General features: G+C 70.9%; 15 protein-coding genes and 1 tRNA gene. 10 read left to right on the top strand and 6 right to left on the bottom strand.

Translation table 11 applies throughout. From position 1 onward, the window contains the following. Positions 1–72: 72 nt before the first annotated feature. Positions 73–312: a hypothetical protein gene (locus C8E97_RS31665; protein WP_246019286.1), complete on the bottom strand. Its 240-nt coding sequence runs from the start codon at positions 310–312 to the stop codon at positions 73–75. A gap of 536 nt (positions 313–848) precedes the next feature. On the opposite strand from C8E97_RS31665, the gene C8E97_RS31660 reads away from it, so the two are divergent. The 3 genes from C8E97_RS31660 to C8E97_RS31650 are packed head-to-tail and all read left to right on the top strand — an operon-like array spanning position 849 to position 3,279. Beyond that, a complete protein-coding gene (locus tag C8E97_RS31660; RefSeq protein ID WP_121009521.1) occupies positions 849–1,541 on the top strand; it encodes a hypothetical protein in 693 nt (230 codons plus the stop codon). Next, entirely contained in the window at positions 1,538–2,500 is a 963-nt protein-coding gene (locus C8E97_RS31655) for a TIR domain-containing protein (protein ID WP_121009518.1), read from the top strand. The genes C8E97_RS31660 and C8E97_RS31655 overlap by 4 nt, the downstream gene beginning before the upstream one ends. Continuing rightward, positions 2,497–3,279 (top strand): DUF6414 family protein, encoded by a 783-nt coding sequence (locus C8E97_RS31650; protein WP_121009515.1) that lies wholly within the window; start codon positions 2,497–2,499, stop codon positions 3,277–3,279. The genes C8E97_RS31655 and C8E97_RS31650 overlap by 4 nt, the downstream gene beginning before the upstream one ends. Positions 3,280–3,420: 141 nt before the next feature. Here the strand turns inward: C8E97_RS31650 and C8E97_RS31645 are convergent, their stop codons facing one another. The 3 genes from C8E97_RS31645 to C8E97_RS31635 all read right to left on the bottom strand — a co-directional run bounded on the left by C8E97_RS31645 (position 3,421) and on the right by C8E97_RS31635 (position 6,962). Continuing rightward, entirely contained in the window at positions 3,421–3,999 is a 579-nt protein-coding gene (locus tag C8E97_RS31645; RefSeq protein ID WP_121009512.1) for an HhH-GPD-type base excision DNA repair protein, read from the bottom strand. Positions 4,000–4,519: 520 nt separating this feature from the next. Next, positions 4,520–5,299, bottom strand: coding sequence for a hypothetical protein (locus C8E97_RS31640; protein WP_121009509.1), 780 nt, complete (start codon positions 5,297–5,299; stop codon positions 4,520–4,522). Positions 5,300–5,849: 550 nt separating this feature from the next. Then, positions 5,850–6,962: a J domain-containing protein gene (locus C8E97_RS31635; protein WP_121012816.1), complete on the bottom strand. Its 1,113-nt coding sequence runs from the start codon at positions 6,960–6,962 to the stop codon at positions 5,850–5,852. A gap of 219 nt (positions 6,963–7,181) precedes the next feature. On the opposite strand from C8E97_RS31635, the gene C8E97_RS31630 reads away from it, so the two are divergent. Next, positions 7,182–7,257, top strand: a tRNA-Arg gene (locus tag C8E97_RS31630). A 153-nt stretch (positions 7,258–7,410) separates the two neighbouring features. Then, positions 7,411–7,668, top strand: a complete 258-nt coding sequence (locus tag C8E97_RS31625; protein WP_121009506.1) for a Prokaryotic metallothionein — start codon at positions 7,411–7,413, stop codon at positions 7,666–7,668. Between the two features lie 18 nt (positions 7,669–7,686). Here the strand turns inward: C8E97_RS31625 and C8E97_RS31620 are convergent, their stop codons facing one another. Next, positions 7,687–8,172, bottom strand: a complete 486-nt coding sequence (locus tag C8E97_RS31620; protein ID WP_121009503.1) for a hypothetical protein — start codon at positions 8,170–8,172, stop codon at positions 7,687–7,689. A gap of 214 nt (positions 8,173–8,386) precedes the next feature. After that, positions 8,387–9,193: a metal-dependent hydrolase gene (locus C8E97_RS31615; protein ID WP_121009500.1), complete on the bottom strand. Its 807-nt coding sequence runs from the start codon at positions 9,191–9,193 to the stop codon at positions 8,387–8,389. A 136-nt stretch (positions 9,194–9,329) separates the two neighbouring features. Here C8E97_RS31615 and C8E97_RS31610 point away from each other — a divergent pair, with 136 nt between their 5' ends. The 5 genes from C8E97_RS31610 to C8E97_RS31590 all read left to right on the top strand — a co-directional run bounded on the left by C8E97_RS31610 (position 9,330) and on the right by C8E97_RS31590 (position 13,619). After that, positions 9,330–10,550 (top strand): NADP-dependent isocitrate dehydrogenase, encoded by a 1,221-nt coding sequence (locus tag C8E97_RS31610; protein WP_121009497.1) that lies wholly within the window; start codon positions 9,330–9,332, stop codon positions 10,548–10,550. Between the two features lie 293 nt (positions 10,551–10,843). Further along, positions 10,844–11,128, top strand: coding sequence for an SH3 domain-containing protein (locus C8E97_RS31605; protein ID WP_147455287.1), 285 nt, complete (start codon positions 10,844–10,846; stop codon positions 11,126–11,128). Between the two features lie 114 nt (positions 11,129–11,242). Next, positions 11,243–12,556, top strand: a complete 1,314-nt coding sequence (locus C8E97_RS31600) for a cytochrome P450 (RefSeq protein ID WP_246019285.1) — start codon at positions 11,243–11,245, stop codon at positions 12,554–12,556. 8 nt (positions 12,557–12,564) lie between these two features. Continuing rightward, entirely contained in the window at positions 12,565–12,786 is a 222-nt protein-coding gene (locus tag C8E97_RS31595) for a hypothetical protein (protein ID WP_147455286.1), read from the top strand. Between the two features lie 11 nt (positions 12,787–12,797). Continuing rightward, a complete protein-coding gene (locus tag C8E97_RS31590; RefSeq protein WP_121009485.1) occupies positions 12,798–13,619 on the top strand; it encodes an exodeoxyribonuclease III in 822 nt (273 codons plus the stop codon). Positions 13,620–13,628 lie beyond the last annotated feature (9 nt).

Below are 13,628 nucleotides of genomic sequence, written 5' to 3'. Positions count from 1 at the left end.
CGCTCTCGCTGAACGCGACGGCGGCGATCTCCCAAGTCGACGTGTCCAGCGTGGGGCGGGTGTCGGCCTTCATCACCTCGGCCCGCGAACGCCTCGGGCGGCGCGTAGCCGGGGCTGAGGGCGTCCTGGGGTGACCGTGGAGCCGCCCTCGGCCTCCCGCAGGAACCGCCGCCGATCACGCTCGGTCCGCGACACGCGGTCGTCCACCTTGACCGCGACGTCCCGCCCCAACCCCACCTGCCGCGCCCGGTAGACGGTGGCGAACCCGCCCTGCCCCAGCGGTGTGGGATCGGCCGATCCCGGCAGTCCCACGCGGGGACTCCAACCCGAGCCACCGACATCGCCCGCGCTCGGCCGCAGCGCGAAACCACGTGCGCGACCGGCGTGCGCGACGCCCCGTGTGCCCGCGTGCCGCTGGCCTGCGCGACGCGCCGTGCGCCCGTGTGCCGCGGCCTTGCCGGCCGGTGGTGCCGCGCGTCGCCGATGCCCTGAGCAGGATTCCCGCGCGCCGAGGGCGGGGTGTTCGAGAAGGCCGCCGAGGCGGTGGCGAAAATTCGTCTCGTAGCGGCGCGGTGATGATCGACCACATCAATGCGGTCCGGTGCGTGGACCTCGTCCATTGACCTCCCGGTCGAAGAGCGCGAGTTCCGAACCCTACCGGGAAAGCCCGCCGTGCCGAGGGCATATCACTCGTTCCGGTGACTTCCGGGCCGGCTTCGGCATTGATCGGGCATTAATTGGGTGACTGGTCCCCACCTCCTCCCGAAAGGCGTCAGCTGATGTCTTCGCCATCGCACCTTAACGCGATCGAGCGCGAGTTCCTCGCACTGTCTTCCGGTTCGAAACCGGTGCTGCTCGACTGCGCCGCGCTCGGCTGCGGGCTGCCCGCGAAAGCGCTGCGGCCGGACGAGCTGCGGGCACTGCTCCTCCGCCGGGGAACGGCCTGGATAACCAAGGACGCGGTGTGGGCGGAGCTGGTCGAGCGGGCGCAGGCGATCCCCGACCCGTGGACGACCGTGGCCGCCGGAATGATGAGGCCGGGGCTGAGGCACATCGTCACCGCGCTCCGCGGGCGTTTCCCCGTCGACCACGTCGACCTCGAATCCGAGGTGGTCGCGGGCTTCCTCCAGGAACTCGACCTGGCGGAGGCCCGGACACCGCGGATCTACGCGCAACTCCACGGAGCCGCCCGCCGGCGGGGGCACGAGGTGTGCCGGAGGGAGCTGCGGTCGGCGGGCCGCTCGGAGCCCACCGGGACGGTTCGGCGGCACCGCCCGGCGGGTGGGCACCCGGACATCGTCCTCGCGGAGGCGATGCGCTCGGGTGTCGTCACGCCACAACAGGCCGACCTCGTCTCGCACGTGCTCATCGACGACAACGACCGGTCCACCGCGGCCAGGCGGCTCGGCATGAGCCGCTACCAGGTGGCGGCGCAGCTCGACACCGCCGCCGACCAGCTCGCCGAGTACCTGTGCCACCGGACCGCCGCGGCCGGCGGCGTGGTCAGCGCCTGGCACGAATACGGGGAAGAGCGTCCGTGAGCTATTTCCACACCCGTCTTTCGATCGCCGGTGAGCGGCACGACGAGGTGAAACTGGACCTCGCTCCGGCGCAGCTGGAGTCCCAGTTCCTCGCGCCGTACCGCGAGGGTCGCCACATCACGGTCAACGGGAGGACCGTCCACGCGTCCTCGATCACCCGGCTGCGGGTGTCCGCGAGCGCGGTGCCGTCGTCCGTGCTCATCCGCGAGATCGAGCGCGAAGACCGGGGTTCGCCGGTGCTCTTCGCCGGTGGGCCGACGGTCGAGTGGCGCGCGGCCGACCGGGCCGAGGACGTGACCGACGAGCACGTCGGTGGACCGCCGGGCGGCTCGGAGGGCTCCGGCGGGAACGGCGCGCGAAGTGATCCCGGCGTGCGCCACCGGGTCGACGGGCGGAGCGTCTTCCTGGTGCACGGCCGTGATGCGGCGATCGTCGAGGCGATGCACCAATTCCTCCGCTCGCTGGGGTTGCGCGTCATCGAGTGGCCGCACGCGGTCCGCCGCACCGGTGTGCCCAACCCCTACGTGGGGGAGGTGGTCGCCCGTGGGTTCGAGATGTCCGACGCGGTGGTCATCCTGTTCACCCCGGACGTCCTGGTGCGCTTGCGGGGCGACCTGCTCGATGACGCGGACGGCCCGGACGAGTCCGAGGTCCGGGGGCAGGCCAGGCCGAACGTCTACTACGAGGCGGGCATCGCCGACGGAATCGACCGCAATCGCACGCTGCTCGTGGAAGTCGGCCGGGTCAAGTCGTTCAGCGATGTCTCGGGTCGGTTGCTGGTGCGGTTCGACGGCTCCGCCGCCAAGCGCAAGACGTTGGCAGACCGGCTCGCGAGCACGGGCCTGGAGGTGGACACGGTGGGCGGCGGTTGGCTGTCGGCCGGTGATTTCCAGCCTGCGATCGAGGCGGCCAACAAAGCGGTGTCCGATGCCCTGGAAATCGGTGGAGAGGGCGGATGAGCCTGTTCAGGGACTTCTTGTACTGCGATGACCGAACCGTCGACAGTTACCTCTCCGTGATCGAGGGCGGCCTGTTCGACGAGGAGGACCGGCACACCACCCTCGACAGCTCGGGTGTCACCCCGTCCGGTCACGAGGTGGCGCCGAACGGCTTGTCGTCGTCCGACAGCAGGAGGAAGACGGTCCGGCAGACCTCGGCTGCCCGGTTCGGCCGGTTGTTGCGGTACATGATGGACGAGGGCGAGGTGAACCACGTCCGGGCCGGGGAAGCGCTCGCGCTGGAGGCCGTCGAGGAGGAGTCGTTCTTCCAGGTGCGAGGGGATATCCAGATCTCACCCCTGGTGAGCGCGATGATGAACGCCGACAAGTACCAGCTGATCGGGAACGTCGTCCGGCAGATCAGCCACCTCGGCCTGGCCGGGAACGTGGACGTGGGCGAGGAGTTCTTCGACATGGTCACCCTGATCGGCGAGGCGCGCGAGGCCATCGGCGACAAGGTGTCCGTCGTGATGCATCCGGGCTCAGGTGCCCCGCCCTTCGTGCTGCCCATCAGGGCGGGCCTGATCGGCGGCCGGTTCAACGAGTTGGAGGGGCGGTCGACGGTGTTCGGCAAGGTTTCCGACATCGTGCCGAGGAAGGGGGAGTACACGCTGCTGGAGGTGCCGGGTCAACCGGCGCTGACCAGGCGGCAACGCCGCCAGGCGGCCAAGGCGGAGGCGGACCTCGCCGTCGTGCGCGGGCCTTTGGTGGTGTTGCAGGTCTTGGCCGTGTACCGGTGACGTGACCGCAGGGGCGGCCGGCGCTCCGCTTCCCTCGCGGCGGCGAACCGGTGATCGGGTCGGCCTCGGTGATGCGGGCGCACGCCGAGGCCGCCTGCGCGCGGTGCGACCGGTCGAGGGCGATGCCGACGCGACGCCGCGTCAGGACGACTCCTTCGCCGCCGCCTTGGCGGCCTTCTTGAACTCCCGCACCTCGGCGAGCGTGACCTTGTCCCGGACATCGGCGACACTGCGCCGCGAACCCTCCTCCCCGTAGGCCCCGGCGGCCTCCCGCCAGCCCTCGGGCCGCACGCCGAGCTGCTTGCCGAGCAGGGCGAGGAAGATCCGCGCCTTCTGGTCGCCGTAGCCGGGCAACTCCTTGAGCCGCTTGAGGACGGTCTTGCCGTCGGGTTCGTCGCGCGTCCAGATGGCCTCGGGGTCGCCGTCGTAGTGCTCGACGAGGTACCGCGCCAACGCCTGGAGCCGCTTGCCCATCGAGCCGGGGAACCGGTGGATGGCCGGGGTCCGCGCCATGACGGCGGCGAACTCCTCCTCACCGGCCTCGGCGATCCGACGAACGTCGAACCCACCCATGCGGTCGGCGATGTCCTTCGGCCCCTTGAACGCCTTCTCCATCGGGATCTGCTGGTCCAGCAACATACCCAAGAGCAGGGCGAGAGGGCTCTCGGACAGGAGTTCGTCGGCTTCCTGGTCCTGGGCGAGGCACAGCTTCGGGCTCATGGCGGAAGCATCCCACGGTGGTCTTGGTGGCGCCGTGCGCCAGCGCCAGCGGTGGGTGGTCAGCCCAGTCAATGTGACGGACAGCCAGACTGAATTGCAAGGAGCGAGTATCGAGCGGGGACAACGGGTTGATCGTGGAGCTGACCAGGGTATACGCGGCTCGGAGGCGGAAGGCCGACTTGGTGTTCACGTACGAGCCGACTCCCGGATCGTTTCCGGCACCCTGGTTCCGGGCCCGCCCGCCTGGACGAACGACGCGGGATTCGCGACCGCCTACCACAGCGGTGGTGTGGCCCTCGCCGCGACTCGGGGACCCATTTGAGTGTCGATGATCTCGAAGTCCGGACTGGAGTACGAGAAGCGCTCCTGGGTCCACATCCGGGGATCACCTCGAACGCCCGCTGCGTCCGCTGCCGCACGTCCGCCTGGTCGATCAGCCGGACAGCCGCCGAAGAGGCTGTTCGGCTGATCGACCAGGCGGGTGGCGGTCTCATGAAAGACGGCTACGTGCATCCGATGCTCACGCCTGGCCGACGAAAACCGCCTTGTCCGAGCCGAAATCGGGCTGGAACACGACCTGCAACTCGCCCGGCTGCGCGCCGACCGCGTACGACGTCTCGTAGGTGTAGGTCTTGCCCGGCAGGACCGTGGTGCTGTCCAAGCCCCCGCCGCCGCACTGGCCGTTGGAGTCGAAGACCTGCTCCGCCTTCTTGCCGTTGAACTGGGCGTCGCCGCCGATCGTCAGCACCGCCGTCTCGAACGCCTTGTCCGTGCCGTTGGTGACCGTGACGGTGATCTTGACGGCTCGCTCGACGCCCCGCGGTGACGCGTACTCGCCGGGGGTGCAGGCGGCGGGTGCGGAGACGTCCACGGCCAGACCGCTCTTCCACGTGTAGCGCTGGCCCCAGGTCGGTGGAGCGTTCGTCGTATCGGTCCGGGTCGCTTGGCCGTTGCCCGCGTCGCCGTCGTTCACCTGACCCTGGTTGGTCGTGCCGTTGATGATCTCGTCGAGCTTCTCCACGGCGGCCTGCTGGGCGATGACCGTGAAGACGATCCCGAGGACGCACAGCGCCGTGCCTATGCCCGCGAGCACCTTCTTGGTGCCGAACAGCGCGATGACGCCCAGCACGGCCCCGACGAACGCGGCCACGGCGGTCAGGTTGTTCAGGAAGATGACGGGCGAGCCGACGACGCCCACGATGCCCACGATCAGCGCGGTCCACGCGAGCGCGCCGAACTTGTTCGGCTTGGGTTGCGGTGCGGCGGGTGCGTACTCCGGAGCACCCTGCGGATAGGTCATGACGATTGCCCCTCGATTGATGTACTGGGGAATCGCCGCCGCCGACAGGGTTGTTACCGCGCCTGACGCATCCCGGAGCGCCTTCGAAGACCGGCAGGACCACTCGGCAGCCGTAGGAGTCGTCCGGCAGTCGGCAGGCGCTTGTCCTTTCGGACATGCATCAGACGGCGTGCTGGTCCAGCAACATGCCCGGAGCAGGACGGACGAGTCCGTGCACAAGGGGGGTTCGCCGGCCTCCGGGTCGGGCCACGCATGCCTGGCGGGGCCAAAGGACATGGCCGCACCCGCGGCTCAGGGCGCGCGGATCGAAGGCCCGTCGTCACCTGGTTCACTTCGAAGAAGATTCGCCAGATGGCCAGGGCCCAGTTGTCGCCTGATGAAGTGCAGGCGGTATCGCTGGGCCAGGAGCTTCAAGCGTAAGTTGGCTGACCTGTGCAGCCGAAGGACGGTTCGGCCATGTCGAATTCGTCCGGTATTTCGGCGAGCTTCGCACTGGCATGATTCTACATCTCGTAGGACCGTTTCGTGGGTCATGAGTCGGCTGAGGGGCTCACGCGGTGTTGCGGGTGATCGGCACTACCTGGGCCAGCAGGAGGCGGTAGGCTTCGCGGTCCACTGTTGCCGGGTCTTCCGACAGCCACTCGCCGACCTCCGACACGAACTGCGCCGGCGTCATCGGTGGCACCAGGGTGTCCGCGGGCTCATCGGTGGTGATCTCGCCCGCCCTGCTCGGGTACACCACCAGAACGGTGCGGATGTCCAGCCACGGCAGCAGTTTCCGGTACGCCGCGTGGGTCCGGGGGAGGCGGGTGCCACCGCCCCGGAACGGGTGGCCGTTGCGCCACAGCACGCCGTCGTCCTCCACCGCGTAGTGGCCGGGCAGCCAGGACTTCGACTCGATCAGCACCAGGCGACGGCCGCACAGCACCGCGTGGTCGACGTCGGCGAACACCGAACCCGGCCACGCGAGCCCGTGGAAGACCCGCGCGCCGGGCAGGCGGGTGACGTACCGCGCCAGCAGGTCCGCCGTGGCGCGCTCGCACGGGCGGTCGTCGGGGGTGCCGTGGACGACGTCCGTGTCGACCTGCACGGCGAACGCCCGGTCCGCCCGGACGGCTCGCAGGTAGCGGCGCACCAACCGGAACGCGACCGCCGCCGCGGCGGCCACCACCAGCAGCCACAACGTGAGCGTGAGCGGCGAGAAGTCGAGCAGGAACACCGGCAGCAGCAGGAAGAACCAGCCGCAGACCGCCGCCAGGGCGGGCGCGTGGCCGGGACCGGACGCCGGCGCGTAGCGCACCCGCTGGCCGAGGTCGACCAGGTGCCACCACGGCACCTCGTCGGTGTCGACCACCGGCCTCGGCGGCACGAAGTCCGGGTCGTCGCCGAAGTCGCGCAACCGCCCCGTGCGCCCCGTCCGGCGGGGACGCGACGGGCTCGTGGGCGACTGCGGGCGGGTGGTCGACCAGCCCCGGTCGTAGTCGCGGCGGCGGCTCGGGTCGCGGAGCGTGTCGTACGCCTCCTGCAGCACCCGGAAGGTCGGCGACGAGCCGCCCGCGTCCGGGTGCATGACCTTGGCCAGCGATCGGTAAGCGGACTTGATCTCCGCCGTGGACGCGTCGCGGCCCACCCCGAGGAGCTCGTAGTAGTCGACCCCGCGCACGCGGCAGACCTTAGCGGCACCGGTGCGGGCGCGGTCCGGTGCGGTGCGGTCGGTCGCGGACGCGCTTCGGTGCGGTGCGGTCGGGTCTCGGCCGGGTTCCCGCGTGGTGCGGTCGGGTCGCGGCACGCGGGCGTGGCCCCGTTTCGGCTCTGTTTCCGGCGCTGGGTGGTGGTTAGTGTTGGTGCCGAGCCCGACGGCCCGGTACCGGCCACGGCTCGTGGACCTGTAGCGCAGTGGTTGACGCGCCCGTGCCCTCCGGGGCGGGAGTACGCCGGTTCGAATCCGGCCTGGTCCGCGGCATCGACGGCACACCGCCCGCATCGACGGCACACCAACGGCGGACGCAGGCGGCACGGCACCGACCACACCGCGCGAGTCGCGCGGGATCGCCCACGTCCCGGCCCGGTTTCGAGTTGCCGGGTGCGCGGTGCTGCCGCACGCTGCGCCCATGGCGACATGTGACGTCTGCGGGAACGACTACTGGATGGCGTTCGAGGTGCGCACCGTCGGCGGCGGGGCGTACACCTTCGACAGCATCGAGTGCGCCGCCCAGCGCCTGGCGCCCCGGTGCGAGCACTGCGACTGCCGCATCCTCGGGCACGGCGTCGAGGTGGAGGGGCGGTTCTTCTGCTGCGCCCACTGCGCGCGCAGCGCCGAGGGGCTGGGCGGCCAGATCAAGGACACCGCGGGCGCGCACCCCGGCTAGCGGGGTCGGAACCGCGGGCTACGGCTCGGGGCAGACGAGCACCAGGCGGCCGTCGAGGAAGCACGGCTGGAGGTCGCCCCTGGCGTCGACGCTCTTGATGCCGTGCGGCAGCACCTCCTCGATCGCGCTGAACGCCAGGATGTCCGACACCCCGTGCCTGCCGCGCAGCGACCGCCGTCCCGGAAAGCGCAGCGCCCGCCCCTCCCTGCGGTCCCGGTGCGCCAGGGCGGCCCGCAGCGCCCCCCTGGTGAGGTGGTCCGGCCCGGCCAGCCGTTGCAGCCCGCCGTTGTGCACGGCGACGCCGTAGCCGCGTTCGAGCAGGGTCGAGACCGTGTTCTCGGACGGGTCGTCGGTGAGGCGGAACGAGATGGCGTGGTGACCCTCCACCGCGTGCACGCACACGACGTGGGCGTGGAACAGCAGCGACTCGTACAGCGCCACCGCCGTGTCGTCCGCCGTCCGGGGGTCGGCGTGCCCCGCGTCCAGGCCGAGCCACGTCGTCATCGCACGTCCACGAGGATCGATCCCGGTCCCTTCCCCCGCGGTCCGGTGCGAGCCCACCGCGGGTCGGCGCGAGCCCGCCATCAGCGCGGGCCCGCCATCGGCGTCGGCCGGCCACCCGGCCGCGGCTCCCGTCGAGATTAGTCCGATCGGGTGAGGCTCGGGTAGCCGCCGGATGGCCGGTGTCCGAAATCTGGGTCGGGATCAGATCGAACATCTAGGTCGGGATCAGATCGAACCCCGTCAGGAACGGCAGCGCGCCCGCCCGCTGGAGCGCCGCCGCGGACAGCCAGATCGACAGGAGCGTGATCAGCGGGCCGACGATCCTCATCTCCACCGCGCCGCCGGTCTGCATCCGCATGACCTTGGGCGGCGCGACCGGGAACCACGTCTTGCCGCCCAGCGGGATCGGCCACAGGATCGGGCAGCCCTGCTCGGTGATCGCGTCGCCCAGGTAGTGCGCCACGCAGCCGATGCCCACCGCCAGCCCGCACGCCGCCGCGCTGGCCGGGGTGCGGGCCGTCCACGCCAGGCAGATGCCGGTGATCGCGGCCGACACGACCGTGATGAGCAGGGCGTCCTTCTTCGGGCACCAGTCGTTCATGATCCCGCGCACGGCCAGGCCCGCGAACACGAACATCAGGGCGGGCAGCGCCCACTTCTGCGACTGCTGCACCACGGCGGTCGTGCCGAGGGCCGCGAGCAGCGCGAACACCAGGGTGTGGGTCAGGCCGCGGTGCCCGCCGTCGCGGTTCGAGTCCTTGCGGGTGCGCGTGGTGCGGTAGACGAACGAGCTGATCGAGTTGATCGCCGCCGACGCGCCCGCGCTGATCGGGCCGAACGTGCGCGAGATGGTCGACGACGGGTGGTCGAGGTCGGGCAGCAGCGCCGCGCCGGTCGCCAGGACCGCCCCGACGGCCCAGCTCTGCGGGCTGAGCTGGCCGATGGGATGGTGGTCGGCGAGCGCGGTCACCGCCGCCCAGGCCAGCAAGCCGCTCATGGCGTGCGTCGGTCCGGTCGACATGGTGCCCCCTCCAAGATCGTGAGTGGAGGCTAAGGCATTGTGACCCCGTTCCCATTCGAGTCGGTGGGGTCACGCGCGGCCGGACATAGCAGTACGCTTGTCTTGCTTGCATTGTCGCGAGAGGAGCGCCCGGAGTATGGGTAAGATCAAGGTGCAGGGGACCGTCGTCGAGCTCGACGGCGACGAGATGACCCGGATCATCTGGCAGTTCATCAAGGACAAGCTGATCCACCCGTACCTGGACGTCGACCTGGAGTACTACGACCTGGGCATCCAGCACCGGGACGCCACCGACGACCAGGTCACCATCGACTCCGCGCACGCCATCAAGAAGCACGGCGTGGGCGTCAAGTGCGCCACCATTACGCCCGACGAGGCGCGGGTCGAGGAGTTCGGCCTCAAGAAGATGTGGGTCTCGCCCAACGGCACGATCCGCAACATCCTCGGCGGCGTGGTGTTCCGCGAGCCGATCATCATCTCCAACATCCCGCGGCTGGTGCCCGGCTGGACCAAGCCGATCATCATCGGCCGCCACGCCCACGGCGACCAGTACAAGGCCACCAACTTCAAGGTGCCCGGCGCGGGTGAGCTGACCGTCACGTTCACGCCCGAGGACGGCTCCGAGCCGATCAAGCACGTCGTGGCCAACTACGGCCCCGACGGCGGCGTGGCGATGGGCATGTACAACTTCAACAAGTCGATCGAGGACTTCGCGCGCGCCTCGTTCTCGTACGGCTTGCAGCGGAACTACCCCGTGTACATGTCGACGAAGAACACGATCCTGAAGGCGTACGACGGCGCGTTCAAGGACATCTTCCAGGCGGTCTTCGAGTCCGAGTTCAAGGACAAGTTCGACGCCGCCGGCCTCACCTACGAGCACCGCCTGATCGACGACATGGTCGCGGCGGCGCTGAAGTGGGAGGGCGGCTACGTCTGGGCGTGCAAGAACTACGACGGCGACGTGCAGTCCGACACCGTGGCGCAGGGCTTCGGCTCGCTGGGCCTGATGACGTCGGTCCTGATGACGCCGGACGGCCGGACCGTCGAGGCCGAGGCCGCGCACGGCACCGTGACCCGCCACTACCGCCAGCACCAGGCGGGCAAGCCGACCTCCACGAACCCGATCGCCTCGATCTACGCGTGGACCGGCGGCCTGAAGCACCGCGGCAAGCTGGACGGCACCCCCGAGGTGACCGGTTTCGCGGAGACGCTGGAGCGGGTCGTCATCGAGACCGTCGAGAGCGGCCGGATGACCAAGGACCTCGCGCTGCTCGTCGGGCCGGACCAGGAGTGGCTGACCACCGAGGACTTCCTCGGCACGCTGGACGAGAACCTGCAGAAGCGCATGGCCGGCTGAGCACGGGCAGGCGCACGGCCGGGCGGGGTCCGGGCCGGGTCGGAGGGGACCGCTTCCGGGCGGTCCCCTCCGCCGTTGCGGGGGCGCCTGGCCGCTGCCCGGCTCCTGCCCGTACACGCCCGAGTGTCCAGTGCGCTGAGTGGTCGCGTGCGGTGGTGTCACTCGTTCGGTTCACCTGCGGAGTGGAAACGGCGTCGCGGCGTTCCATCGCGCTTCGCCTCGGCTATATCTCCACCCAAGCGGGTTCCGGGAGGCGTGGCGCGATGTTGGGGATTCCAGCGCGAGGGTTGGTCGTGGCGGGTGTGCTGGCGACGGCGGGGGTGATGTACGTCGCGAACGGCGGCAAGCCGATGGGCGGCGCGTCGGGCGCGTCGGCCGAGTGCGAGGTCACCGTGACCGCCGACATCCTGAACGTGCGGACCGGTCCCGCCGACACCGAGCCGATCGTGTCGACGCTCCGCCTGGACGCCGTGGTGAAGGCCGAGCGCACGGTCCAGAACGGGTTCCGGCAGCTCTCGGACGGCCACTGGGTGAAGGACGACTTCGTCACCCCGACGTCGGACGGCGACTGCGGGTGAGCCGCGCCGGTGTCCCGGATACCGGGCCTCCCCGGAGATCGGGTCTCCCCGGAGGCGGTGTGACGCGTGGCCCGTGGCGCCACAACCGTGCTCGGTGATGGTCTCCCACCCCGGGTGTCCGGTGCGCTGCCCCTGCTGGGGCACGTGGTCGAGGTCGCCCGCGCGCCCGTCGGGCTGATCGAGCGCGGGCACCGCGAAGTCGGCGACGTGTTCTCCCTGCGCCTGCCGGGCAAGCGGGCGGTGGTGCTGCTCGGCGCGCGGCACAACCGGTTCTTCTTCGCCGAGACCGACCGCAAGCTGTCGATCCGCACCGCCTACCCGTTCTTCGAGCGCATGTTCTCGCCCGGGTTCTACTTCTTCGCGGACCCCGACGAGTACCGGCGGCAGCGCGAGATCGTCGTGCCGCGCTTCCGGGGCCGGGAGCTCGACGGCTACCTGGCGGTCGTGCTCGACGAGACCGCCGCGTTCGAGCGCCACCTCGGCGACGCGGGCGAGTTCGAGCTGACCGACGAGCTGGGGCCGCTGGTCATGCGCATCGCGGCCCGCTGCTTCCTCGGGCCCGACTTCGGCTCCCGGATGGACCGGGACTTCTTCGACGAGTTCCGCCGGTTCTCCGCCGGCATGAACCTCTTCGCGCCGCAGTGGCTCCCGCTGCCGTCCGTGCTCCGGGGCAACCGGGCCCGCGACCGCCTGCGGTGCGCGCTCGGCGCGCTGGTCCGGGCTCGCCGCGCCGCGCCGCTGGAGCCGCCGGACCTCCTCCAGGCCCTGGTCGGAGCGACCTACGCCGACGGCACGCCGGTACCCGACCCGGTGCTGGTCAACATGATCCTGCTGTTCACCTGGGCGGGGCACGAGACCACCACCGGGCACATCTCGTGGGCGCTGGTCGACCTGCTGCGCCACCCCGACCACGTCGGGCGGGTGCGTGCGGAGGCGGGCGGGCTCGACCTGGCAGGCGGGCTCGACCTGACCGACGTCAAGCGCATGGCGCACCTGGACAACTGCCTGCACGAGACCGAACGCCTGCACCCCGTCGCGCACGTGCTGGCCCGGCAGGCGGTGGAGACGTTCCGGCTGGACGGGCACGTCATCCCCGAGGGCACCGTGGTGATCGCCGCGCCGTCGGTGTCGCACCGGCTGCCGGGCGAGCACGCGCGGCCGGACGAGTTCCGGCCCGACCGGTTCGCCGACGGCCGCGCGGGCAGGCGGGAGCGCCAGTCGCTCATCGGGTTCGGCGGCGGCCTGCACCGCTGCACCGGCGTGCACTTCGCGTACCTCCAGATGAAGGTCGTGCTCGCCCGGCTGCTGCGCCGCTACGACTTCACGCTGCTCGACCCCGATCCCCGGCCGGTGCGCGGGATGCGGACGAAGTGGCCGGCCGCGCCCTGCCGGGTCCGGTACGCGCGGCGCGGCCAGGCGGTGGTGTGATGGTCGGCATGTTCTTCAGGTGGCGCCCGGGGCGTCGGGGCGCGGTGACGACGTGCGCGTGCGCACCCGAGTGGCCGGGGCTGCGGGCCGAGCTGGACGGGCACGAGGTGAGCGGCGTGCCGTCGCCGGGGGGTGCGAGCCCGATGGTGCTCATGCTGGGGCTGGTGGCGCGGTGCACCGGCTGCGACGCCGTCTACCCGCACGGCTGGGCGGTCGCCGAACGGCACTAGGCTGTGCGGTCGTGCTCACCGTCTCCACCGTCAACGTCAACGGCCTGCGCGCCGCCGCCAAGAAGGGCTACCTGGAGTGGCTCGCCGCGACCGCCGCGGACGTGGTGTGCCTCCAGGAGGTGCGCGCGGAGCCGGGTCAGCTGGCGGACGAGGTGCGGTCGCCGGCGGGCTGGCACGTGGCGCACGCGCACTCGGAGGTCAAGGGGCGCAACGGGGTCGCCGTGCTGACCCGGCAGGCGCCGGAGGCGGTCCGGGTCGGGTTCGGGGTGCCCGAGTTCGAGCACTCCGGCCGGTACGTGGAGGTGGAGCTGCCGTCCGTGGTGGTGGCCAGCCTGTACCTGCCCAGCGGTGACGTCGGCACGCCGCGGCAGGAGGAGAAGGAGCGCTTCATGGCGGCGTTCCTGCCGTACCTGGTGGAGCTGCGGGAGAAGGCGGCGGCCGGTGGGCGGGAGGTCGTGGTGTGCGGTGACTGGAACATCGCCCACCGCGAGGCCGATCTGAAGGCGTGGAAGGCGAATCAGAAGTCGTCGGGGTTCCTGCCGTCGGAACGGGCGTGGCTGTCGGAGGTGTTCTCGTCCGGGTACGTGGACGTGGTGCGTTCCCTGCACCCTGAGGTGGTCGGGCCTTACACGTGGTGGTCCTACCGGGGGAAGGCGTTCGACAACGATTCCGGGTGGCGGATCGACTACCAGGTGGCGACCGAGGGGTTGGCGGCGGTGGCGACGAGCGCGGTGGTCGAGCGCGCGGCGACTTATGCCGAGCGCTGGTCGGACCACGCTCCCGTGACGGTGAGCTTCGACTGGCCGGGGGCCGGTGATCGGGCACAGTCGTGACCGGGAGGT

Origin of the sequence: Saccharothrix australiensis (genome assembly GCF_003634935.1) — a bacterium.
Classification (GTDB): Bacteria; Actinomycetota; Actinomycetes; order Mycobacteriales; family Pseudonocardiaceae; genus Actinosynnema; species Actinosynnema australiense.
This window is presented reverse-complemented; position numbering and strand designations above follow the sequence as displayed.

Bases quoted from the DNA above. Each gene is read 5' to 3' on its own strand.
- C8E97_RS31640 (WP_121009509.1), bottom strand. From the start codon at position 5,299: ATGACCTATCCGCAGGGTGCTCCGGAGTACGCACCCGCCGCACCGCAA.
- C8E97_RS31650 (WP_121009515.1), top strand. From the start codon at position 2,497: ATGAGCCTGTTCAGGGACTTCTTGTACTGCGATGACCGAACCGTCGAC.
- C8E97_RS31615 (WP_121009500.1), bottom strand. From the start codon at position 9,193: ATGTCGACCGGACCGACGCACGCCATGAGCGGCTTGCTGGCCTGGGCG.
- C8E97_RS31610 (WP_121009497.1), top strand. From the start codon at position 9,330: ATGGGTAAGATCAAGGTGCAGGGGACCGTCGTCGAGCTCGACGGCGAC.
- C8E97_RS31645 (WP_121009512.1), bottom strand. From the start codon at position 3,999: ATGAGCCCGAAGCTGTGCCTCGCCCAGGACCAGGAAGCCGACGAACTC.
- C8E97_RS31595 (WP_147455286.1), top strand. From the start codon at position 12,565: ATGTTCTTCAGGTGGCGCCCGGGGCGTCGGGGCGCGGTGACGACGTGC.
- C8E97_RS31625 (WP_121009506.1), top strand. From the start codon at position 7,411: ATGGCGACATGTGACGTCTGCGGGAACGACTACTGGATGGCGTTCGAG.
- C8E97_RS31620 (WP_121009503.1), bottom strand. From the start codon at position 8,172: ATGACGACGTGGCTCGGCCTGGACGCGGGGCACGCCGACCCCCGGACG.